At 43.0% G+C, this 24,382-nt stretch carries 21 protein-coding genes; 2 read left to right on the forward strand and 19 right to left on the reverse strand.

The genetic code is table 11. The features are described from left to right. Positions 1-10 precede the first annotated feature (10 nt). The 10 genes from FO442_RS04250 to FO442_RS04295 all read right to left on the reverse strand — a co-directional run bounded on the left by FO442_RS04250 (position 11) and on the right by FO442_RS04295 (position 6,620). The gene (locus tag FO442_RS04250; protein ID WP_144331912.1) at positions 11-364 is read right to left on the reverse strand and encodes a hypothetical protein; all 354 of its coding nucleotides are present in this window, start codon (positions 362-364) and stop codon (positions 11-13) included. Continuing rightward, the gene (locus FO442_RS04255) at positions 349-723 is read right to left on the reverse strand and encodes a VOC family protein (RefSeq protein ID WP_144331913.1); all 375 of its coding nucleotides are present in this window, start codon (positions 721-723) and stop codon (positions 349-351) included. The genes FO442_RS04250 and FO442_RS04255 overlap by 16 nt, the downstream gene beginning before the upstream one ends. Positions 724-732: 9 nt before the next feature. Then, positions 733-1,881 carry an outer membrane protein assembly factor BamB family protein gene (locus tag FO442_RS04260; protein ID WP_144331914.1) on the reverse strand — a complete coding sequence of 383 codons (1,149 nt, stop codon included), beginning with the start codon at positions 1,879-1,881 and terminating at the stop codon, positions 733-735. Positions 1,882-1,930: 49 nt separating this feature from the next. Next, entirely contained in the window at positions 1,931-2,716 is a 786-nt protein-coding gene (locus FO442_RS04265) for a hypothetical protein (protein WP_144331915.1), read from the reverse strand. 21 nt (positions 2,717-2,737) lie between these two features. Continuing rightward, positions 2,738-3,100 (reverse strand): hypothetical protein, encoded by a 363-nt coding sequence (locus FO442_RS04270; protein ID WP_144331916.1) that lies wholly within the window; start codon positions 3,098-3,100, stop codon positions 2,738-2,740. 158 nt (positions 3,101-3,258) lie between these two features. Then, positions 3,259-3,984, reverse strand: coding sequence for a SecDF P1 head subdomain-containing protein (locus FO442_RS04275; RefSeq protein WP_144331917.1), 726 nt, complete (start codon positions 3,982-3,984; stop codon positions 3,259-3,261). A 58-nt stretch (positions 3,985-4,042) separates the two neighbouring features. Then, entirely contained in the window at positions 4,043-4,804 is a 762-nt protein-coding gene (locus FO442_RS04280) for a SecDF P1 head subdomain-containing protein (protein WP_144331918.1), read from the reverse strand. Between the two features lie 75 nt (positions 4,805-4,879). Beyond that, on the reverse strand, positions 4,880-5,236 hold the full coding sequence (locus FO442_RS04285; protein ID WP_144331919.1) for a bleomycin resistance protein: 357 nt from the start codon (positions 5,234-5,236) through the stop codon (positions 4,880-4,882). Positions 5,237-5,397: 161 nt separating this feature from the next. Next, positions 5,398-6,138 carry a DUF5677 domain-containing protein gene (locus FO442_RS04290; protein ID WP_144331920.1) on the reverse strand — a complete coding sequence of 247 codons (741 nt, stop codon included), beginning with the start codon at positions 6,136-6,138 and terminating at the stop codon, positions 5,398-5,400. A 68-nt stretch (positions 6,139-6,206) separates the two neighbouring features. Next, positions 6,207-6,620: a hypothetical protein gene (locus tag FO442_RS04295; protein ID WP_144331921.1), complete on the reverse strand. Its 414-nt coding sequence runs from the start codon at positions 6,618-6,620 to the stop codon at positions 6,207-6,209. Between the two features lie 368 nt (positions 6,621-6,988). On the opposite strand from FO442_RS04295, the gene metG reads away from it, so the two are divergent. Beyond that, positions 6,989-9,046 (forward strand): methionine--tRNA ligase, encoded by a 2,058-nt coding sequence (metG, locus tag FO442_RS04300; RefSeq protein WP_144331922.1) that lies wholly within the window; start codon positions 6,989-6,991, stop codon positions 9,044-9,046. Positions 9,047-9,106: 60 nt separating this feature from the next. Here metG and FO442_RS04305 read toward each other — a convergent pair whose 3' ends face one another. Then, positions 9,107-9,457, reverse strand: a complete 351-nt coding sequence (locus FO442_RS04305) for a GxxExxY protein (protein WP_246073810.1) — start codon at positions 9,455-9,457, stop codon at positions 9,107-9,109. Here FO442_RS04305 and FO442_RS04310 point away from each other — a divergent pair. Continuing rightward, positions 9,389-10,609, forward strand: a complete 1,221-nt coding sequence (locus FO442_RS04310) for a chloride channel protein (RefSeq protein WP_246073811.1) — start codon at positions 9,389-9,391, stop codon at positions 10,607-10,609. The genes FO442_RS04305 and FO442_RS04310 overlap by 69 nt on opposite strands. A gap of 4 nt (positions 10,610-10,613) precedes the next feature. On the opposite strand, the gene FO442_RS18680 is transcribed toward FO442_RS04310, so the two are convergent. From FO442_RS18680 to FO442_RS04345, 8 genes are all read right to left on the reverse strand, one after another. Continuing rightward, positions 10,614-10,754, reverse strand: coding sequence for a hypothetical protein (locus tag FO442_RS18680; RefSeq protein WP_186279890.1), 141 nt, complete (start codon positions 10,752-10,754; stop codon positions 10,614-10,616). Then, positions 10,751-11,950 (reverse strand): oxygenase MpaB family protein, encoded by a 1,200-nt coding sequence (locus tag FO442_RS04315; RefSeq protein ID WP_144331924.1) that lies wholly within the window; start codon positions 11,948-11,950, stop codon positions 10,751-10,753. Before FO442_RS04315 ends, FO442_RS18680 begins: the two co-directional genes overlap by 4 nt. Continuing rightward, positions 11,947-12,648 carry a DUF1003 domain-containing protein gene (locus FO442_RS04320; RefSeq protein ID WP_144331925.1) on the reverse strand — a complete coding sequence of 234 codons (702 nt, stop codon included), beginning with the start codon at positions 12,646-12,648 and terminating at the stop codon, positions 11,947-11,949. The genes FO442_RS04315 and FO442_RS04320 overlap by 4 nt, the downstream gene beginning before the upstream one ends. A 103-nt stretch (positions 12,649-12,751) precedes the next feature. Continuing rightward, a complete protein-coding gene (locus tag FO442_RS04325; RefSeq protein ID WP_144331926.1) occupies positions 12,752-13,357 on the reverse strand; it encodes a hypothetical protein in 606 nt (201 codons plus the stop codon). 38 nt (positions 13,358-13,395) lie between these two features. Further along, positions 13,396-14,721, reverse strand: coding sequence for a PhoH family protein (locus tag FO442_RS04330; protein WP_144331927.1), 1,326 nt, complete (start codon positions 14,719-14,721; stop codon positions 13,396-13,398). A gap of 121 nt (positions 14,722-14,842) precedes the next feature. Then, on the reverse strand, positions 14,843-18,232 hold the full coding sequence (locus tag FO442_RS04335) for a T9SS type A sorting domain-containing protein (protein WP_144331928.1): 3,390 nt from the start codon (positions 18,230-18,232) through the stop codon (positions 14,843-14,845). A 184-nt stretch (positions 18,233-18,416) separates the two neighbouring features. Further along, complete coding sequence (locus tag FO442_RS04340; RefSeq protein ID WP_186279892.1) at positions 18,417-21,890, reverse strand: T9SS type A sorting domain-containing protein; 3,474 nt, start codon at positions 21,888-21,890, stop codon at positions 18,417-18,419. 84 nt (positions 21,891-21,974) lie between these two features. Beyond that, positions 21,975-24,362: a T9SS type A sorting domain-containing protein gene (locus FO442_RS04345; protein ID WP_144331930.1), complete on the reverse strand. Its 2,388-nt coding sequence runs from the start codon at positions 24,360-24,362 to the stop codon at positions 21,975-21,977. Positions 24,363-24,382: the final 20 nt, after the last annotated feature.

A 24,382-nucleotide genomic window follows, 5' to 3' on the forward strand; every position in this document is an offset into this window, starting at 1 on the left:
AATGTAGTTATTATTGATAATCGGAATTGTTTACGTTTAACTTTTCGAAAAGTGGATTCTTCGAAAGAATCTCATCCAGCTTCAGGATATCCGCCTGATTGTTTTCACCCATGAGAAAGAAGAAATCCCATACGGTGTCTCGTGAAAGCAGGACGACACCTTGTTGGGATCTGAAAATAAAGGACCATTCGTCATTTTGCCAAATGTCTTTTAATTCGGTTAGTTTGAAACCGTTTTGTTCCAATATCAGAATCAGGTCCGTTTGCAATTCATCGGGTTGATCTTTTCCATCCAATTCGATCAGCAATTCATCGGAACCATAGCCCGGTCGAAGCTTGTAGCTGTATTTTATCGGATTCTCCATGGCGGATTCAAGCGATTTTCTCCTGCAAAAAACAGGATGAGTTGGTTTCCGTCCGGGTCTTTCAGATATGCTTCCCGCCAAAGCCAGGATTTGTCATTGGGAAGTTCGTCGAAATCAATTCCTTTTTGGATGAGGTCCCTGACTTTTTGATCCAGGTCTTCGCATTCGAAATACACAGAAATTCCTGAACCGATTGGAAGCTGATCTGTCAAATGAACGGAGAAAGTGGAAGTCCCGTCCGGGCATTCAAAACGCGCATAATGATCTGATTTGACAATGAGTTTCAATCCCAAAGTTTGGTAAAATGCAATGGATTTTGGCATGTCAATGGAAGGAACCGTTAGTTGGTTTAAGTTCATGCGTTTATGTTATTTGTAGACACCATCTCCATCTGTTTTTGTCATAAAGATACCTTCATTCCGGTTACCCGTCAGAATGTTATCATTCCCGTCTTTCAAAAGGTTTAGAGCATTTCCCCCGGTATAATCGTTAAACTTTTTGAACCAAATCTGATTCCCGTTTTCGTCGGCTTTTACCAGGATTATTTTCGTTGCACCCGTGTTTATATCGTATACGGATCCACAGATGGTAAAAGTTCCGTCCGGGTTTTGCTTAACGGAATTTCCTGTTTCTGAAATACCAAATTGAGTATTTCCGTATTCTTTTTCCCAGATCACGTTACCCAAATGATCCGTTTTTATAAGCATGACCTGGGTTTGCTGAAAAGGAAGGTATTGCTGTCCACAGATTATTAACTCACCGGATGTTGTTTCAATCGTTGAAAATCCCCATTTCCAAATAGGACCTATATTCTTTGTCCATAATTGTTGCCCGGAAGCACTGACTTTCAGCAAGTAAAGCGCTCTGCCACTACCACCTGGATCTTCGTTAGTTCCCGTAACCAGGTATTCTCCGTTTTGGGTTTCCATTAGGTGATAAGCAGTTTCCTGGTCGGGATCGGCATAACTTGCTTCCCAGATCAAATTTCCATTTACATCCACTTTGATCAGGTAAATATCGCCAAATGTTCCGGCTCCGAAACCTTCCGTTCTTGCTGAAATCAACAAGTTCCCGTCAGAAGTTGCAATGATATTATTCCCACGATCTGCCTCTGTTGTCCCATATGTTTTCGTCCAAATAGTGTCTCCGGAGGCATTTAATTTTGTCAATAAGACGTCCATGTTTTGGGACGCATAATTTCTATAGGTATATCCGCAAACAAAAATTTCCCCGTTCTTCTGAGTAATTCCGCTTGCTGAACTCGTGTTTCCGGCGTTAAAATCCGTTCTCCAGATCTGTGTCCCCGATTTGGTGATTTTTAGAACGGAAAGATCGGCCCCATTGTTCCCGCAGATCAATAAATTTCCGTCATCGGATAAACAGGTGGAATTATCTCTGATTCCAATATCCCCGGCAAATGTGTGGTAGTTTGCTGTAGGTTCGGAATTCGAATTCTTTTCTTTTTTACAAGCGGTCAAGGTCAGAAAGACCAATCCTATAAGACTTAATTGCTTCATGAAATATGTTATTCAGGTTGTTGGAGATAAATATAAGCTATTTTGTGGTTTATCTTTTTCGTAAAACGATGGAATGAGGAACATGGAGCTCTTTTCTTTTTTGAAGAAAATCGGTTTGTGAAAGTCCGTTATACACCTCTTTGTCTCCGAAATTGTCTGTGCTGTCTTTGGATACGACTAAAATTGCATACACTGTTTTGGAGGTGTCGTTGATTACCGGATTTATTTTTGCCAGGATAAAATCGTCGTTATACCCATACGAAACAACATCGGGTCCTAAAATAATGCCATAACAGGATGTGCAGCTTTTGGATTGATAACCGATTTGCAGGACCGGCTGGTCGAATGTTTCACTATCCCATACCCGGTAGTAACGGCCGGTTATGGGAGTATTTCTGTCTGAATCCGGGGTAGAAGTAGCGTAGAATGAGAAAACGGAAACACATACGATTACCGGTTTTAAGAATTGGAAGTTCCGGTTTTTTGCTTTTGCCGAATACCAATAGGAGAGTGGTAAGATGGACAATGCTATAAGATCGCTGTAATCGACTACCCGGGAAAATTCCGTGTGAAACAGTTGGTTGGTTAAAAGCAGGAAATCCGTTGAAAGGTCTGATTTCCAAAACACAAAGAATACTGTACTAAAAATGTAATTCAGTTGTATTCGTTTGGCATTGAACAGGCCCAGGAAAATAGGAAAAATGAATAATCCTGCGAAATCACTGAGTTTTCCGGTGAGCCAATTCCCATACGTTTCTTTCAGGTAAAAATCGTTTAATAGCAGGAGAAAAAGCCCGATAAGAAAACCCACAGAAGCAACTTTTGACTGTTTCATATTCGTGTTTTTAAATGGAATTTAGCGATTACCAATCTCTTTTTTCAAAAGAAGTTTGTTGTATTTTAATTGGGATTTGAATATCTCTTCATTTTTAAGATGCCAATTCTTTTCTGTTATAATTCGCTTTCTTTTTTTGTCTGCCATGCAAAAGGTTCCAAAATAATTGGTTCGGCCAATATATTCGTCACTGAACGTATAGTCGCGAATGTCGTATGATTGGTTGGTGCGCAGGTAAAACAGGTGTTTCCCGTTCAATATAAATAACGGATTTTTCAATAAAAGTATTCCGATGCTTTTAAAAATGGAATCGAGCAGCAATAAACCTCCCAAACACATTAAAAAGACAAACCCTAACGTAGCTTCATTTTTACTGTCGCGCATAAAAATGGCTATAACCACGAAAAAAAGGACGCACGCTATTTTCAAGATCAGAGAACTATAATTTCGGACCTTGTTGTAATAAACACGTCTACCTTCATATGAAGTAAGATCTAGCTGATTGAGCCTTTTTGTTTCTTTAATGTGACTAAAGAACATATTTACTTAATTCCTGCATGAATCCTTGCGGCTAACTCTTCTGCTTCTTTCTTGGTAAAGTTTCCGCTGATTTCGGTTTCACCTCCTGTAATGGCATCGTTCACCACCGGGCAGGAAAGCACGTGATCATCGATTGTAATAGCAATCGGCCGACCGATATTCTTGCGCGTCATAATTTCCCAATCGTGAGATCCCTGGTCGTTCATGGAAATCCGGATAACCGGCATCCCATTGTAGTCGGCTATAGCTGTTTCTACCGTTTCAATGTGTCTTCCATCTATTTTTGCTTTACCTCCGTCCGGAATTTTGATTGCATACAAGGAATATGTTTTTGCTCCGCTTCCGTTATCAACACTTTCTGCTTTGAAAGACCACATGAAACGCAGGTCTTTTGGGAACAGGTTCTTAATTTCAGGAATTGCCAGCATGGCATCTACTTTAGACAGATCTTCTTCGTAGACATAGCCAATCATGAATTCAGATGCATGAACCAGCCCGCGCAAACCTCTCGGATCTATTTTTAACATGCTCTCTTTTCCTTTTGAAACAGTGGTGTCGTTACCATGCATTGGATTGCAGGCTGCCTGCCAGTATGGGTAAATCTCCTGGATGTTGTAAGTCTCAAAGAACTGCAGGTTTCCGGGTTTTGCGTTTTTCAGGTTGAGTGGTTTGGAGCCCGATCCGCAGGAAAAAATGATTGATAACAGAAGTAAAGGGATGCATTTCATAACGCTACTATTTCTGCCAAAAATACAAATGATTTGATTTGAATTACGAATGATTGTGCTAAGGCTTGGAAGTATCAGAAACTGTTGCTTTTAATCTTCCGGCATTGATGCGGTCTGATACTTCTCCGGCTTGCTCCATGGTAAAGTTTTGGCTGAGTTTCATTTCACCTGAGATTGTTTCCTGAACAAGCGGGCAGCTGACAACTTTTCCGTCGATCACTACTGCTATGTAACGGTTCTCATTTTTGCGGGTAAAGGCTTCCAGCTTTTGGGATCCTTTTTTGGTCATAATCAGGTTTAGGTCCATGGTTGGGTGTTCCGCGTTGTCGGCTGGTACGGATTCAGAAACGTCGTGTGAATTTACGACTGCTTTTTTGTCTTTCGGAAGTTTGACGGCGTAGAGTAAATAGCCTTTAAAGTTTTCAAGGGGGTCTTCTTTTTCGTATTTCGACCACATGAACTGCAGGTCTTTCGGGAAGAGGTTCGCAACTTCCGGAATTGCCAGCATAGAGTCAACAGCCGGTATATCTTTCGTTTTAACCAAAGCGACGGCATGACTGTAGCCGGTGATCAGGACGGATCTCAATCCTTTAAAGGCAATTTGTTCTGCCCATTCTTTCTCGGAACTGAAATGTGGCCGCTCGGTATCATTTTCAGCAGTCCATTTGAAGGCTTCAAGCCATTCTTCCCTGATATCGTCGATGTCGTAGGTTTCAAACAGCTCCAATGTAACTGGTGCATCGACTTTCTTCTGGGGAACCGCAGGTTCGTTTCCACAAGAAGAGAGGATTACAAGTATTAGCAGAGGAAGGAATTTCATTGGTCAAAGTTTGATTGTGAAAATCATTGGTTAATTGCAAATGCTGAATTCTTATCGTTGACCAAGCTTAAATGTTTACCCGGTTTGTCCAAAAGTAAGCAAATTATTATCCGGGTCGAGGATGGAAAATTCGCGCTGTCCCCAGGGTTTGTCTTCCAAATGACCGTTCGGGTGGATGGCTGCTGTATGCCGTTCTGAGAGTTTCAGATAATCGAGGTCAATATCATTCGATCGGATGTAAACTTGTCCATAGTTTTCCTTCGGATCGAGTTCTTTAAAAAGGAAAAAGTGAATTTCAATTCCCCCCTTTTCCATGATGAGGTAATCGGGGAAATCGACATTGCCAAATTCCTGGAAACCGAGTTTTTGATAGAACTCCCTGGTCGTTTGTTTGCTCCGCATGGGAAGTTTGGGATGTATGGACGTGAGCATTTTATTAATTACGAATTCCGAGTTGTGAATGATTGAAGCTAAGATAAGGAATTTTTTACCGCAGATTCACAGATGTTTTGATGGGCGTTTACTTGTAGCCACTTTCTCCAGTGTCATTCCTGATTTAATAACTTAAGTTGACATGATGATACTCATGTTATTTATGATCTAAAATATTTAATTACTTCAGAATCTGCTTTACTTACTAATTCAGGTAACAAATCTATAAGTTTATTTACTCCTTTTCTTAATATTAAATCTGCAAACTCTAATGCAAAGCATGTATAACCGATTTCGGCTTCATTTTGGTCTCCCATGCCTCTTTCATTACGCATTGTCATAATGGAAAATGCTGTTGAGTGAGTATAATTAGAATAGAATCGATACATTGCAGTTATAGGGGCACTACCAAAGTCAATCTCTCTAAGTATTTCAAAATGACTTTTGAGCATAGAAACTTGTCCTTTTAGGATTTTTTTTCGTTTATCTTTGTGAACTTTAGAGAAATAAGGATGTGTCTCCAAATCCGAAGCTCTTTTCGGCAGTACTTCTTCAAACTCTTTTAAATCTTCATTACAGAATTTCAGTTCTTTATAGAGAGCAAACTTTTCGCAGTCCCAATGAAAAATTGCCATTTTTAATTTAAAATCATCTTCTTCGGGGTCATTCGTTTTGGAACTCATATAATGATATACAGCAAAATTCTCCATTAAGGCTCTTGTTAAGGTTGCAATCGAAAAAAAATCCAGAAAGCCACTTTTATCGTTTGGGCATAGTTTTAAAATGCTCATACAATTTAGAAGCATTTTTGTATACAAATTATGTGAAAATTGTATTTTGAATTCTACTGGAATATTTCTAGAGGATTCAGAGATTCTTACTGCATTTTCAGTAGAATTCATGAATTCCTTATATGCAATTTGGTATTCTTCAAACATGGTAATTATAAAATGCGGGGTGTATAGGTGATCTATTCTTGTTCAACTTGCAATTTGCAAACAAAACAAAAGATGACGATTGATAGAACAAAAAGAGTCATTTGTATTATTATGTGCCATAGTTGAACAGTATCGCTTGTGTAGATCAATGCAAGAATAATTAGACTTGGCACTAATCCCAATAAAATTAAAAGTGCGATTAATGCCCCAACATTATAGTGATAAACATCTGTGCCGTTTTTCCCAAGTTTTACTATGAAATGTGTTAATCTGATTATTGATTGTCCAAAGACGACGGCAGCAGTTAACGCCCATTCAGGTTGCTCAAAAATCTTTGATAAGTTTTTTTCGTTTGCAAAGATTAATGTCATAACTAAAAAGGGGAGAATGATAAAACTTAATTCACCCAGTATGTAACCAAATACTTGGACTTTTTTATTTTCCATTTTGATAGTTTAGTATTCAAGGCAAACCTAACAAGCTTCATTCAAATGATCAACCGTATTTACCACATTTTTTACTGAGAATCAATCGTGTAACACAATTATTAGCTGGTCCGATATTAGCTGATCCGAAGAACAAATGGCTATCCCTATCTTTAGTTTTCCCTCGCCTCTCTGAATCTTTGCGGGTAATTGCATCTGCGAAATTCTTATAATTACCGGGAGAAAAGAGAATCTGGATTATCCTCCTCCCGACGAGTTCCTGCCCAGAGAGGGAAGGAGCAAGCCTCTTTATTCTTCCTTTCTTTACGGTTTATTAAATCCGCGTAATCCGCGCAATCTGCGTGAGCTTTATTTCCTATTTTTGTGTCATGAATAAATCGAAATTTACCGTAACAGCTGCGCTCCCATATGCGAACGGACCCCTTCATTTAGGACACGTTGCCGGTGTTTACCTGCCTGCTGACATTTTTGTGCGCTTCCTGCGTTCGAACGGACACGATGTTGCTTTCATTTGTGGGTCGGATGAACACGGCGCTGCGATCACCTTGCGCGCGAAAAAAGAGGGAATCACCCCGCGTGAGATCGTAGACAAGTACAATAAGATTATCGGTGATTCATTCAAACAGTTCAATATCTCCTTCGATATTTTTCACCGGACCTCAGCCCAAATTCACATCGAAACGGCACAGGATTTCTTCAAGGTGTTGGAGAAGAAAGGGAAGTTTATCGAAGAAACGACAGAACAATATTACGACGAAGAATACCAGCAATTTTTAGCTGACAGATACATCACAGGAGAATGCCCGAATTGTGGAAACCCGAATGCTTACGGAGATCAATGCGAGAAATGCGGGTCGGATTTGAGCCCGACGGATTTGAAGAATCCTGTTTCCACTTTGAGCGGATTGAAACCGGTTTTGAGAACAACTTCTCACTGGTTCCTGCCAATGGACCGTCACGAAGAATGGCTGCGTCCGTGGATCAAGGAAGGAATCCTGGATGGTAAAAAACAGCACGACCCGAAAACGTGGAGAAACCAGGTGATTGGTCAGTGTATGTCTTGGATTGACGGCGGATTACACCCGCGTGCCATGACCCGCGACCTGGACTGGGGAGTTCCCGTTCCACTTCCGGGAGCAGACGGAAAGGTATTGTATGTGTGGCTGGATGCACCGATCGGGTATATTTCTGCTACCAAGCAATGGGCTCTGGATAACGGAAAGGACTGGAAGGATTACTGGTGCAACGAAGACCGTAAATTGGTCCACTTCATCGGGAAAGACAACATCGTATTCCACGCCATCATTTTCCCGATCCTGTTGAAAGATCACGGTGGATTCATTTTGCCTGACAACGTACCGGCTTACGAATTTCTTAACCTGGAAGGTGACAAATTCTCCACTTCCCGCAATTGGGCTGTTTGGTTACATGAATACCTGGAAAGATACCCGGACAAAATCGATGAATTAAAATATACACTGACCTGTATTGCTCCCGAAACGAAGGATGCAGAGTTTACCTGGAAAGAATACCAGGCACGTGTGAACAACGAATTGGCAGATATCCTGGGGAATTTCATCAACCGTGCATTGGTGCTGACTCAAAAATATTACGAAGGGAAGGTTCCTGCATGTGGTGAATTGACACCGGAAGATCAACAAGTGCTTGACGATATGAAAGCCATTCCGCAACGCATTGCAAACCTGGTTTATCAGTATAAATTGCGTGATGCGCAGGCAGAAGCCATGTTGTTGGCGCGTATCGGAAACAAATACCTGGCGGACAACGAACCGTGGAAGTTGGTGAAAACCGATCCGAAACGTGTGGAAACAATTATGAATATTGCGTTGCAAATTACGGCAAATCTTGGTTTGGTGTTGGATCCGTTCTTGCCCGAAACGGCTGCCAAAATTCGCGGATTTGTCGGAACACAACCGCAATCCTGGGATAAAGCAGGAAGCATTTTATTGAATGCAGGTGACCAGACGAATACCCCAACGATTTTATTCCAAAAAATCGATGACGAATTCGTAGCAAAAGAAGTCGAATATTTGCACGCCTCACAACCGCAAGCTGCAACGAATTTCCCTCCGCAAAAAGAGGAAACTTCGTTTGATGATTTCACGAAAATGGATATCCGATTGGGAACGATTACCGATGCGATCCGTGTTCCGAAGGCAGATAAGTTATTGCAACTGACAGTCCATACCGGAATTGATACACGCACGATCGTTTCCGGGATAGCCGAACATTATACTCCGGAAGAAATCATCGGGAAAACGGTGGCAGTTTTGATGAACCTGGCCCCAAGGAAGATCCGTGGAGTAGAATCCCAGGGAATGATCTTGATGGCAGAAAACGAAGATGGAAAACTGAGCTTCATGATCCCTGAAAAAGGATTCGAGGCCGGCGGAGAGATTCGTTAAAGGTTCCCGCAGATTTCGTTAATTGTGCAGATAAACTATTTTGGAGGGTGTGAGTGATTTTTATAGCTTATTTACTTTTCTGATAATATTACTATTTAAGTGAATAGTATTGAAATTGACCAGAATTCCTAATTTTAAGTTTGAAATCTTGAGATAGGTAATTACTTGTTTATGATGTTTTAAACACTTGATTATTAAGTGTTTTTTGATTGTTTTATAATATATAGCTGTGAAAATCTGCGTTATCCCCGTTATCTGCGGGAGATAAGTTAGTAGATTTGCGGTATGACAGAAAGAGAACGGATCATCCTGTATAATGATGTGAAACTGGTCATCGTTTCGATGGGAACAACTTTGATCTGCTGCATTTTGGCTTTTGTGCTGAAGTGGCTGACCGAACTGTTTCAGCATCGTCTTTTTACATTTGTTACAGGAACCAACCTTATCTGGTTCCTTGTGCTGCCGACTTGTGGGATTACCACAATTTACTTTCTGCGCAAGTACCTTTTTCTGAACCGCAAGAACAAGGGAATTACCGAAATTTATAAAACCCTGGACCATCGAAAGGACCATCTGCCCCTGTTCAAAGTCCCTTCTCATTTGATAAATGGATTTTTTACAGTGGTCTTTGGCGGATCGACCGGAATTGAAGTGTCGACGGTTGTTGCAACGGCAACAGTGGGGAATGAGGCTTACAAGCGCGATTTTTCTGCCAAGATGTATAAGCGCGAATTGGTCAGTGCAGGAGTAGTTGCAGGAGTAGGGGTGCTGTTTGAAAGTCCGTTGGTGGGAATATTCTTTGCGCTTGAGGTCATTGCACGAAAGATGAACAAATCTCTTTTGATCAGTTGCCTTTCAGCCGGATTGGTGACCTGGATGTTTATTCTGAGTCAGGATAGTAAGCCGTTACTGTCTTTTGAAGTTCAGCATTGGGCCTGGGAAGCATTGCCATTCTTTGCCCTGTTGAGTTTATTCGGGGCGTTACTTTCGGTTTATTTTACCATCCTGGTTATCCGCGTCAAGGACTTTTTCGCACGTATTCCGAATAATTTCCTGCGTGTGAACCTGGGAGCATTGTTGGTAGGTTTTGCGATTTTATGCCTTCCTTTTCTTTATGGGGATAGTTATCACGGACTCACGGATTTAATCAACCAGGTATTGGACAAAGAACCGGTTTCCCTTCTGATTTTAGCTTTGTTGATCCTGATCAAACCATTGGTAGCGGCACTTACTTTAGGTGCCGGCGGAGATGGCGGCGTATTTGCTCCGAGCATTGTTGCAGGAGCTGTTCTGGGCTTATTTTTTGCGCTGATCTGCAATCAAATTTTCCACACGGAATTGATCCCGCTTAATTTTGCTTTGGCAGGAGTTGCGGCTACGCTTTCATCTGCTATTTCAGCCCCGTTTACTGCATTGATCCTGGTTTGTAACCTGGTCCCTAACGGTTATTCACTGTTTATCCCATTGTTCATCAGCAGTTTTCTGGCACAGCGTATCGCGCGATTCATTCTTCCGTATAATGTGTATACCTATGGGGGATTGGAGAATCCATCGGGAAAGTAGCCTGCTATTCTTCATCTGTTTCCTGATCAAGCAGTCCCGTTTCAGAGAATTTATGCTTCAGGTACCGAATGAGCTGAATAATAAATATGGTTATCGAATAGGTGGCTGCAATGGCCATTAGTCCAAATACCCAATAGCTGATCATCTGCCGGTAATTGTTTTTCTCCCGTGACTTTCCAGGTACGCATTCACCACCTTCGTTTGGGCTTTGCGGTTGCGCTTTACGGACCGCTGATAACTTTTCGTGGAAAGGTGTACGAATGGTTGTCCCAGATTTACAAAGAACCGCTGAATAGGAGGGAAAATCCGCCAGATTGTTTTGGGCAGCTGCATGGTCTCGCAGGAGGCTTTTCCGAGAAAGTACCAATTGTAGCCCAAATGGGTTTTATATACAAGTTTCTTTTGCCAGTTTTTATCCGGGAAAGGTCCGTCGAGGGGTTCGAGAGTCAATGCTAAGGCAAGCGCGAGAGTGTCTTCGTCTGCCGGAGCCTGCGTGATGGTCCAGGCGTAAATCGCACGAATGGCTTCCGATTCGGATTCCGGGAAATAAGATTCGGGTGTTCCCAATAAGTAACCAACGTATTTCCAAAAATGGAACAAGCCCCGAATTTCTTCTTGGGTAGGTTTCATTCCAAGCTTGCGAATACCGTCCAAAAAGATGATCGAAAAACCCAGGTTGGTTGCAAGCATGTCCCATTGGTTGAGCGGTGCTCCCCAATCGCTTTCCCGCCATTTTCCTTCGTCGAGAATGCTTACCCGTGCATAGGCATGCATCAGGCGGATCTTCAAACATTCTTTTAGGCCGTTTTGGGTACTTGTAATGGCATTTTCCCCAACGATCCTAACCCAGAATTCAGTTGTTTCTGTTAAGCGCTTAGCAGCGCCCTTTTTTAATGCTCCTGTAAAAACGAGCGGTTTGTTGATCGCGGAAGATTCGTAACCGCCCATCAAACAGTAATTGCGCAAAACCATTAACCCGATAGAACCCGATCTTCTGCAGAGTGCGGCTCCTTTTTCCAACCATTCCGGATTTAACCAGGAAGGTTTGTGAGTGATCTGAATGATGATTTGATGAAGGGATTCCGGAACATCTTTTCCCTTTTCACCATCCAACAGTTGCGTGATCCATTGGTCAGCCTGTTTAAAGCCGTGGACCTGGTACACTTCCCGGATAACACGGTCTGCGAGCTCGTCTGTTTCAAAAAGCCGGGGAATAAACTGTTCGATCGCTGCCTTTGCGGGAAAATTACCGGTTAGTTTTTCTGCAAGTTTCTTCCCGTTTCCGCTTTTCCAGTATATCGAAAATCCGGGTGAAGGATAGTAAAACCGGGTAGGCGTCATTCGTCTTTCTCTTTATGCTTCGAAAGCAGATCCTTCATTGTGTCCAGCTGCATTTTTTGCATTTCCAATAGCTCCTGTTGCTGGTGAATGATGAGGTGATCGATTTTGTCGTGCAGCAACCGGATCTCCACTTCGGATTTCAGGTTGATCATATAATCTTTCTTTGCACGTTCCCTGTCTTTTTCTTCCTGCCTGTTCTGGCTCATCATAATTACCGGCGCCTGCAAAGCTGCCAGGCAGGACAGGATCAGGTTTAAGAGAATGAAAGGATAGGGATCAAAGCCTTTGTTAAGGAGGAAGAACGCATTGAACGCTATCCAGAGCAGTAAAAAGGCCATAAAAGAAATGATGAAGGTCCAGCTTCCGCCAAAGGTTGCTACTTTATCTGCTACGCGCTGGCCCAGTGTATCCGGATCGGCCTGGTCTTCCAATTGGTCCGAAAGCAGTTTTTTCTCGTTGAGCGAGGCCAGGACTGTTTTGTCCAGGTCGGATAATTCACCCAATTGATCCTGCATCATGTCGGAAAGGTATTTTTCCCGGTAGTTGTTCAGTTCGCTGATAGACAAGTGGCATGTTTCATTGAAGTCAGGATTTTCTTTTTGGATAAGTTCCAATATAGAACCCCGGATGGTCCGTGCTGAAATGCGTTCCGAAAGCGGAAATTCTGTGTTCGAAAGATCGCTGCGAAAAGTACCCATAATTACATCAAATTTTTAGGGGTGAATTTACGCAGAAGAAATCGATTAAACTAAAAATGCCTCGATCCGTGGACTGAGGCATTCATTTTATTGGTAAAAGCAATTACTTTATGTTTTTCAGGATATATGCTGCAAGCATTTTTGCAGCCTTCGCATAAGATTCGGAGATGCGGGTACCGGTGTCGTAATCGTATCCGCCGAATTGAGATCCCGGTACATCCGGCTGCTTCAATTTAGCCATCACTTTGGATTCATTATCTGATTCAACAAAAATGTACTCAAAAGCAACCGCAGCGTTTCTGCGCACAACCCCAATATTGAACCCGGGTTCAATGAATGTTGTTTTTATAATCAGGGTATACTTTGCTTTCTCATTGTTCTGAGCGATGTGAATCTTTCCTGTCAAACCTTTATCAAACAATTCTTCGAATTTATTGGGGAACCGTTCTTTTTTGTCGCGTTCCCACGATTTTTCCCAGGTATCACCCCTTCCGGCTTCCTTTTCGTTGTATTCTTTGATTTTCTTGTTTTTGTATTCGGATTCGCTTGAGAATCCACCCACTTGAAAATCAGAGAAATCATACTTGATATTTAATTCGGTTTCTCCTTTCAAAAAGGAAAGATCCCCTGATTCCGTGCGGATCTTTTGGGCCATGGCAGTTAAATTAAACCCGGCAATCAACACGAACGCTAGTTTTAGTTTTTTCATAAAAGATTTTTTAGGATATTAAATTACAAATTTAGGGTTTAAAGCAAATCATTTGCAAGATTCGCCAGCTCGGAGCGTTCTCCTTTTTCCAGGCGGACATGTGCAAACAGGTTTTGACCTTTCAACCGGTCGATGAGGTAAGCCAAACCGTTACTGTTCTCATCGAGGTATGGTGTATCGATCTGGTGAACGTCACCCGTGAAAACAATTTTAGTTCCTTCTCCGGCACGGGTAATGATGGTTTTCACTTCGTGCGGAGTCAGGTTTTGTGCTTCGTCGACGATGAACAAAATATTGGATAAGCTTCTCCCGCGGATAAAGGCAAGAGGAGTAATTAAGATCCGGCCGCTTTCCTCCATTTCTACAATGTGCTTGTGTCTTTTTTCATTTTCCCCGAATTGGGATTTGATGAATTTCAAATTGTCCCAAAGCGGTTCCATATACGGACCAATCTTGTCTTTTGCATCACCCGGGAGGAACCCGATTTCCTTGTTGGATAAAGGAACCAGCGGGCGGGCGAGAATGATCTGTTGAAAGAGTTTGTGCTGTTCCAATGCTGCTGCCAATGCCAATAGGGTTTTTCCTGTCCCGGCCACACCCTGCAAGGCAACCAGTTTGATGTTGTTGTTCATCAATGCATTGATGGCAAAAGCCTGTTCTGCATTTTTGGGTTTGATCCCGGAAGTATACTCTTTTTCTACCCGCTGAAGAGTGTCGGTGTGCGGATCGAAATAAGCCAGCCCGGAACTTTTCCCGTTTTTGAGGATGTAGTATCCATTGGCCACCTTCTGATTGCCCAAAATACCATCTTCATCGATCGTTCCTTTCAGGAATAATTGCTTGATGGTCTCGGATTCGATGCCTTCAATCGTAGAACTGGAGGTTTGTTCCAATTCGTTGGAATGCACTTTACCTGTTTCGTAATCTTCTGCAAGGATTCCGAGCGCCTTTGCTTTGATGCGCAGGTTGATATCTTTTGTGACCAGGATTACTTCCTTTTTGGGTTCTTGCTCTTTTACTGCAAGGGTTGCATTGATAATTTTGTGGTCATTCTTTCCGGAACCATATACGGCCTCCGCATCTACTCCTTTCGGTTGTGAATCAAGCAGTACTTTGAATGCACCTAAATTTGGTCCCAGGGTAATCCATTGTTGTAAGCCTCCGTTTGCCGAGATTTTGTCAATGAAACGAATTACTTCACGGGCTGAGAAATTTTTGGTGTCATTTCCGATTTTGAATTTGTCCAATTCTTCCAAAACTGTAATTGGAATAGCGACATCATGTCTTTCGAAATGCATGATCGCGTCGTGGTCGTGTAATAGTACAGAAGTATCTAATACGAATAGTTTATTCTTTTTAGCCATGCTGAAGTATTTCTATTAAAGTACTTCTTTCCCAAATCTGTTACACCTTGAAAGAATCAAACTTATTGACAAAGATTTGTGATTAAAAAAGGGAGCTTTTAACTCCCTTTTAATCTTTTCTTTATCGTTCTATCACAAAGCGCTTCAGTGTTTTAGCGCCCAATGAGTGCAGTTCGAGGTTGTAGACTCCCATGGCAAGTTTTCCACAGTCTATTTTCGTTTGACCCGGTACCAGGGTGGAAGCTGAAATAATTCTTCCTGTTTGGTCCAGGATGCGTGCTTCAATCAATTGACTGGAGCTATTCTCAATAGTTAGGAAATCAGTTGCCGGATTCGGATAAACCGTTACCACCTGGTTCAACAATTCAGAGATTGAGTTCGGTTGCCCGGTAGACAAACGGTTATCCCGGTTGGACCTGGTGGTATTGAAATCCTGCGCCATTTTGGTACTTGAACATATGCTCGGAGCATCAACCGTAACTTCATAGTACAAACCATCTGTTGATGTTACGTTGCCATCGGTAAAGGTAAACAGGTTATTCGGCATGGTTTGAAGAGTTGTCCATCCAGCCGCATCCGTATGTTTTCTCAATACGAAGTTCGGGTAGTTAAAGCCTTCGTAGTTGTCCCAGAATAAGTTGATATCGCTTCCCAATCCATGGCTGATCACCAGGTGGATCGTTTTGTGTGTTAAACTTAATTCGGATTCGTTCCCGCAATCATCCACAGAGGAGATTTTGTATCTCCAGGAACGCACATTCGGAGATGCCACCAGATCGTTGTAAATAGATTCGTCTGTGTAAAGCACGGAACCAACCAATTGGTATAGACCGGCCTGGGAAGTTTCCCGGTAGATATTGAAGTGATCAATACCGGTTGTAATCGGCTTTTCCCAGACAACCAGGTTCGTATTGGTCGTGGAATCAACCGTAACCAAACAGATTTCAACCGGGTCCGGTAATGTTGATTCTACCGTTCCACCCAAAACAGTAACACAACCCGAAGCTCCGGTTACGGAAACGGAATAAGCTCCCGGGCTCAGATTGGAAATGTTTTGAGTTGTTGCACCGTTTGTCCACAAATAATCGGTTGGATTTCCGGAGATTACTGTTAATTGAATCTGTCCGTCGCCCGAGCAGGAAGATGGAATGATGGTATCAATTGCCAGCGTTGGTCCGAAATTATTGGATACCAGTGCAGCAGCATTGAATGTACATCCGTTTGCATCAGTTATGGTACAATTATAAGTTCCGGCACCAATATTTGTCAGCGTGGCACTATTGGTACCGACAGCTGCTCCCTGGCCATCTGTCCAGGTATACGTGAACGGGGAAGTTCCTCCGTTGAACGAGGCGACCACTTGTCCGTTTGTTGCAGAACAAGCCGGTTGTGTCACCATCATTTGGTTCAGCATGATTTGTTGTGGTTCATCTATTGTATAGGTTGCAGTAGAGACACACCCGATTGCATCTGTGATCGTTAATTCGTATGGTCCGCCGGTTAATCCGGTAATATCCTCGGAAGTTTCGCCGTTTGACCAGGCATACACCAATGGAGCGGCTCCTCCGGCAACGGTAACGTTAATGGAACCATTGTTTGTTCCGTAACAGGATGCTCCAGCCGTAACGCCGGTTTGGGAAAGCCCGTTGGAACCCACCATGGAAGTAGACGTAGCAAGACATCCGTTTGCATCTGTTACGGAAACCAGGTACTGACCAGGAGCCAGGTCGGAAACACTTGATTGGGTAGAACCGGTACTCCAGTAGATGGAATAAGGCGACTGCCCGTTCGTAATTGCTACCGAAGCGGTTCCTGTATTTTGATTACAGTTTGAAGTGGTTGTCGTAACGTTCAGATCAGGAGTTTGATTGATTGTAAATGGCAGGGTCGCTGAGCTGGTACAACCGAATTGGTTCGTTTTCGTATAACTTACGACTATTGTTGAGTTTGTCGGATAGGAAGGATAAAAGGTATTGTTGAGAATCCCTGTTCCCGACCAGGTCCCGCCGTTTGGTATTACCCAGTTATTCAAATTGATCGGATTTGCGTTTTCACAAACGGCATTGACAGGATTGGTAAAGTTGATAGTCGGTTTTGGGTTTACCGTAATTGGAATCAGAGTAGTACCGCACGAAATACCATTATCAAATAGTTCAAATTGCAAATCAACGATAGTCGGTGAACTAACATCGTTTGTATTGTTGATGTTTAGTGAGAAGCCCAGTGTTCCTGCACCAAAGACATTGATTGCCGAGTTCGGAATAATACCCACGTTTTGTGAAACACAAGTCATGGTTAAACCTTGTTGACTGAAGTTCGGGTCCAGGCAGTAAATGGAGTTGCTCGCTGAATTATTGAATACGGAAGATTCACACATGACAAATACATCGTAATCTTCAATGTTTGCCAATTGATTGTATTCTTTTACGTAGAATTTCCCCCCGTCGATATAAGCAATGACATAAATCCCGTTGTATACTTCCATTCTTAAGCAAGTAGCCGTAGATGGTGCCAAAGTTGATCCGCTGGAAATGGTACTGACTGTAGGGGTTACTGCCGATACATTGGTCACTTTCTTAAAGAAACAGGAAGTCGTCTTGTAGAATATATAAGCATCGGAAAAGTATGTGTCAAAGTCGAAGTCAGCGACTGCTCCGCTGCTGCTGACAATGGTCTGTGTGCCGAAAGTTGTTCCATTGAATGAACGCAATCTTAATGGGTATGGTGATGATGTAACAGACCAAACAGAACTGGTAACAGTAGCACCATTGGTTTTGTCGATCAGCATTTTGTAAGCACCGTCCATGTTATCCAATGTGTTGTTGGAGTAGGCCGCACCATTCACAGAAACATCCATTGGAATATAATCGGACATATCGGCTTCTTCATGAATAACATACGTAGTATTTCCATCTACACAAGAACTTAATCGGCCGGCAAAACTGGTTTGTTCCAAGTTTGGGCTGGCACCTCCAAAAACAGCACTTGTTGACAAATTGACTGTTATAAGTGCGTTATCCGGAAAATAACCGGTTGCCTGTTCATTTTCATTGAAAAATGTTAGGACCAGCTGACCCGAAGAATTTGCTTTCAGGGAATAATCATCGTTGTAATTGAGTATGTTGTAACCACCTGCATAGTTCTGATAAATCCATGAAGTACCGTTGAATTTATAGATATATAAATATTGATCCAATATGGCTGTTCCCTGTTTTGATTTTACAGCAAAAACGGGAGTGGTTTCACCAATTATCAATAGATCAAGGCCGGAAGACGTTCCCGGAATGGTTGCACCCGACATGGAGACCCATGACGAGGTAATCGGGCTCCATTTATAAACAGTTACCACTCCTGCGTTAAGCGCAGCGGCATATAAATTCCCACCGGGAGTAGTTTCTATATCCACTTCAGTGGCATTGGCAATTCCGGTTGAACTTCCAATATAATTCCATCCCTGAGAGAAGGAAAAGGTTGAAACAAAAACAACTAGTAGCGTGAGTAGTTTTTTCATAAGGATTTTTATGTTAGCAATTCATAAGCAGCAAAGGTAACCAAATATAGTTTGGACATTTAAAGATACTCGTGTCTTGCAGTTCTCTTTGAGTGTTTTCGGTCTTTCTACAAATGGTTGGTAAAAAAAGTGTCCCGATTCACCTAAATGAACCGGGACACCTGAATTACTAAATCAATATAGTTTAATATTTACACATACGTTTGATGACTTTCGAATGAGCAGAACGGATCTCAACCAGGTAGATACCGGCTTGAAGATCATTCAATTGGATGGAAATTTTGGATTGAGCGCTTGTCGTCATGCTCACAGCTTTCCCGGAAAGATCTGTTATTCGGTACGTAATGGTTTGGTTCCCGTCCTGGACGAAAGTCACCTCTCCGTGAGTAGGGTTCGGATAGAAGGTTATTCCATTCAAATAGTTCTCGTCTACTCCGTTGGATGAAGCTCCGTCTACTCCGTCTCCGGCTGCAAATTGCCCGCGCTCACGGTTGGAGCGTGTGGTGTTGAAATCCTGTGCTTTTTCAGCTGTACACGGTGAGTTCAACACCATTTCAATGTAATAATCCACTCCGGTTGATCCTGCCGGGGGAGTATCGTTGTAGAAAGAAGTTCCCAATGCGATTGTCGGGCTGACAGCAAGCCAGTCTACCTGGTCGGTTTTTCTCCAGACAACATAGCCATTGACGTTTCCTGAACCTTCGTAATCATCCCACAGGACATCAAAGGACCCGTTTCCGACATTCAAAATGGTATTCAGGTGCAGTGTTTTGTGTTCGATAGAGATCGGACCTTCTGCTCCGCAAGCATTTACCGCGGAAAGTTTATAACGCCAGGAGCGGTTCATCGGTGAAGCAACAACATCATTGAAGTAAGATAAACTGCCTGCATCGACTGTATCGATCAACTGGTAATTTCCTGCCAGGTCGGATTCCCTGTAAATGTTGTAGTGATCAATACCGGAGGTTTCGGTCCTTTCCCAAACAACCAGGTTGGTTGTTGTCAGGGTATCAACCGTCACCAGGCAAATCGGTTGTGCCAATGGAGCTTTCGATCCGACAAAAATTGTTTTTTCGGAGTAACAGGGTTGTGCCAGCGTACCACTTATGGCTGTAATGGTGTAAGATCCTTCGGCCAGGTTGAAATTGCTTTGAGTGGCTGCCCCGTTCGACCAGGACCAGGAAGTTGGGAGGTTTCCCCCGTTCGGATCAGTTACGAAATCAACAGAAATACCACCTGTACTTTGATTGCAGTCTGTCTTTAAAACAGTAGTGTTGATATCCGCTGCAAAATGGTCGTCCAACTGGTACATGAATTGCTTGATACAACCGTTTCCATCTGTTACCTTTAAGGTATATGATCCGTGTCCGACACCGTTTAAGGTAGGACCGGTCTGGCCAGTACCTATCCAGTCGTAAACAGGGGATGAAGCGCTTACAGAGGCAAGAATTCCACCGTCAGTAGCACCGCAAGTCGGCTCAAAACCGAACAAGTTTGCTGTGATAGGAGCCGGTTCTGTGATGGTATAAGAACCGGAAACCTGGCATCCGTTGTTATCCCATACGTTTACGGAATAAGATCCGGGAGCCAAATTGGCAATAGAGGATGTTCCATAACCATTGGACCAAAGGAACTGATAAGCATTCGGGTTCACGATGCTGATCGAAATGGATCCGTTATTCAGGCCGTGACATGTCACGTTGTTAATCGTTGGTGTGATCGTTACTCCAGTTGCTTCAACAGATGTAACCCCGGTGAGGTGACAATTGTAATCGTCCGTTGTGCTGTAATAATAAGGTCCCGGTGCTAAATTGGAAATGGTAGTGGTTGTTTCACCCGTCGACCATTCCAGGGTATAGTTTGTTGAAGCACCTGCTGTGAAGGTAACTGTTGCAGTTCCGGTTGAAGAACCGCAAGCACTCGGTGTAGAAACAACAGAAGTACTCCCGAGAGCCGGAAATGTTAAGGATGCGGATGCGGTAACCATACACCCGTTGATTTCGTCATTTAATGTAATGGACCCGCCTGTAAATCCAACGGACACAACAGTTCCGTCGATGGTTGTTCCCTGCACGGGATTTCCGTTGATCTTGAAGGTTCCGTGATCGTAGTAGTTAACGTAATTCGAAAGATCGATCAAATTGTCGTTGCTGCATAAATTCAGGGGATTGGAAGAAAAAGTCACTACCGGAGCAGAAATTGCTCCGACAAGGATATTGGGCAATGTAACAGGAGTAATACTGTAGCCATCGAACAACTGGAATTGAATATTTGCGTTTCCTCCTGAAGGAATATACCCATAGATCGCATATTTGGTTACCGACGGGGAAACCGAATTATCAAAATAGATCAATTGTGCGGTCATTCCGGTAATGGTCCCGCTTCCATCTGTCAAGTTCAGAAGTTTTAGCGGGCCATCCTTATTGTCATCATAAAACTCCAGCGCATGATAGATCAGGTTTTGGCTATTGAAACAGGTTCCACCGGTGGGAACGATTGAAGCAGGATTGATTTCCGGTTTGGTATTGCAGACTTTGTAATAGTAATAGCCGTCATTTTGATAGTTGATGGCCAGATGTTCTCCGTTTTGGCCCAATGACAGCATGAACAAATCATTCAAGCCGGCTGTAAGCGGGATTTGAATTCCGAGCGTATCCCAGGTTCCCGTTCCCCAGTCTTTCTTGAAAACATAGGAATCTCCCAAAGAGCCGTTTCCGGCGGCACTAAAATTCGAAAGTATGAAGGAGTAACTCGCATTTTGGGTAGTGGCAGAACGGATCGTATCAAAGTTAAAGAACAGAGAAGGATCCGTTGTTGTATTTAATTGCACATTTCCGGTCCCCGATAGTGACTTTTCGTAAGTCTTTTGGTCACTGTAGTTTCGCATGAGGATGCTGGGCTGGCTTTGTCCGTTCCCAACGAGGAAGTAACTTCCGGAGATGAAGTTGGTTCCGGTATTTGTTTTTAACCGCCCGTCGTTTGCTCCGCTTGAATTGTAATAAGTCAGGGCATACGGATTCGTGATGGGTGCAACTGCCAGGCGATTGTTGGCCGCTCCCGAAATCCCGTAGTAAATAGAACTCGATGAAAAATAGATCAGGAATTTTCCGGATGTACTGAATCCCGGATCAAGCAGGCTGTTTACTCCATATTCGGAGTCCCAGGTGTTGGTAGTTGTGTTAAAGGTACAAATACTTGTATTCGTATTTTCCGTAAACATCACGACGATTGTTCCCGATACCGGATCCGCTTTAAATTCCCACGACCCGGGCCCGATGGTAGCAATCAATGAGTTATACCCCACAATTGTATTAGTCGTAAAATCAAACATGTGTACAAACAAACCGCCAAAACCGCCGGTTACGAAATAGGCCTTGTTGCCGATCACTTCCCCTTCGATGCGTGTCATAGCTGAAATGGGAGTGTTTTCGGCATCCAGCCAGATCCAGTTCCCAATTTCCGGATTATACATCGTAACACGGATGTAGTTCCCGATCGAATCACTGAAATGGTATAGTTTGCCCTGGTACATAAGTGATTTCACTTGTCCGGCAGACACATAAGGATCGGCAGGTAGTGCTGAAGACCAGTCATAGGTTTGTCCCTGCGCGTTTACAACACTTAGCAGAAGAACAATTAAGAACAATAACTTTTTCATCATTGTAGAATTAAATAGTGTCAGAAAAAAAATCATTGCACCTGAATGGAACAATGATTTTATATGTTGTTATGTTCGGGCAGCTTAAAGTTTAACTACCCGTTTGATGATTTTAATATCATTCAATTTCAGTTCTACCAGGTACACTCCTGCATTCAATTGGCTGAGGTCAAGAACTGTATTTGCCTGGTTGCTTTGACTTGTTTGCATCAATTGACCGGATAGGGAAAGAATGTTGTACGTAATTTTCTCGTGACCATCCTGTACAAAAGTCAATTTATCAGAAGTCGGGTTCGGGTACATTCCGATTGCATTCAGGTAATTTTCGCCGATTCCGTTGGATGAGGCGTCACCCACTCCTTCTCCTGCTGCAAACTGACCTCTTTCGCGATTGGACCTTACGGTATTAAAGTCTTGTGCTTTTTCGGCCGAACAGAACTCAGTTAATAAAAATTCAACCATGTAGTCCAATCCGGGAGTAGTGTAATCTACCCCATCTGTAAAAGTCAAAGTGGAACTTGGAACTGTTCCTGCTTGTTCCCAACCGTTCGCTGTGGTATATCTCCATACAATGTAATCCGTAAATGCAGTCGTTCCTTCGTATGCATTCCAGTTGACCTGCACAGAATTGCTTCCCAAATCCAACAGATCAAGGTGGATTGTACGGTGTGCAATACTTAAGGGGCTTTCTTCACCACATACGTTTACAGCGCCGATTTTATAGCTCCATGAGCGTTCCGACGGAGATGCAATCACATCATTGAACAGGGAAATGTTGTCGAAGTCTACGGTATCAATTAATACGTATTCTCCTTGTGTGGAGGTTTCGCGGTAAATAGTATAATGGTCAATTCCTACTGTTTGCACTTTTTCCCAAACCAAGAGGTTGGTTGTGGTAAGGCTGTCTACTGTGATGATACACAAATCCTGTCTCAAGGGTTTTACAACCGGGATATTCCAGCCTTTAATCGCCTTGCATCCGGTATTGGCTACCGTTAGCGTACAAACATAGTTTGCAGCAGGAACATCCGTTAAGTGTTGCGTGGTTGCTCCATTAGACCAAACAATAGACTGAACCGGATCTCCGGACCAAATCCAAAAATCGGTAAAGATTTTTCCGTCGTTTCCGCCACAGGCAGCCGGAATTACGTTTCCGGAAATATCTGCCGAGTTATTTTCACTTAAATAAACCGGTTTAATGGCCATACAATTATTTGCATCCGTTACGGTAGCGGAATATATACCAAACGATAAGTTGGAATTGATCTCTCCGGTGGTACCGTTTGACCAGATTGTTGTATAAGGTGCAGTTCCTCCGCTGATTGCATATACTTCGACTTCCCCGTCGTTTGAACCACAAGTTGGCTGTACGTTATAATCCGCTTGAAAAGTTAATTTTTCCGGTTGTGCAACCGTAATTGCCTTTGAGATCATACAATTGTTGGCGTCCGTTGCATAGACAGTGTAGGTTCCTGCCAATAATCCGGTAACAGATGTACCCGTATGACCCGAAGTCCAAACATAAGTTACCGGAGTTGTTAAACCGGTTTGGGAAATCGTAATTGCCCCGTTTGCCTGGCTGTAGCAGGTTACGTCGGTTACGGTCTCATTGATTGAAACCCCCGCCGGATCAATTCCAAATGCTGCTGAAGTAGCACAATGATTGGTATCAGTAAGGTAATACATGTATTGTCCTGCAGCCAGGGTGGATATGCTGGCTGTTCCGGTAACACCATTGGACCAGCTTTGGCTCAGAACGGGTGCTCCGCCGGTAACCGTAGCAACAGCCGCTCCTGTTGAAGTTCCGCAGGAAGTTGGTGTAGTGGCAATGGAAACGGAAGGAGAGATAAACAAATTAAGAGTCAGGAAATCGTATGCCGGACAAACACCCTCGGAATACGTGTAGTTGATACCAACTACGTCGTTCGCAGTGTATCCCTGATCGAGCATATTGAATTCGGCATTCGGATAGATCATTCCGTCATTATCAAACACTCCGCCGGCAGGACTAACGAACTGATTGAGATCAACTGTTCCTTCACTGGAACAGATTTGCGCATTATTTACGAAGGTAATTGTCGGAGTTTCCCCGATAACAACCGTTGGAAGCGTAAGGAATGCCGTGCCGATACCATCGCTTACTTCCAGGGTAATCACTACTGATCCTGAAACCGGAGTACCGTTTGTTGCATACAGGTAAGTATTCAGTGTAGCAACACCGGAAGTGGTTGCAGCATACATACCGGCATCAGGAATAATGGACTGATTGGAGGAAGTTATTGATACAATGGTAATGGGATCACCATCGATATCCGTTATTTCTAAGGGCTGAAAAAGAGCGGTTTCCCAGTTGTTTCCAGAGCAAAGTTGTGGATTGAGAACAGTTTGAGATAAGTTTAGTCCCGGTAATGTGTTTACTGCAAAAGACACAGAACACATCAGTATTCCGACAGTGGTAGCTAATATTCTCATTATGTAGCGTTTTAATTTAG

This window comes from Fluviicola chungangensis (assembly GCF_007558725.1).
GTDB classification, from domain to species: domain Bacteria; phylum Bacteroidota; class Bacteroidia; order Flavobacteriales_D; family Crocinitomicaceae; genus Fluviicola; species Fluviicola chungangensis.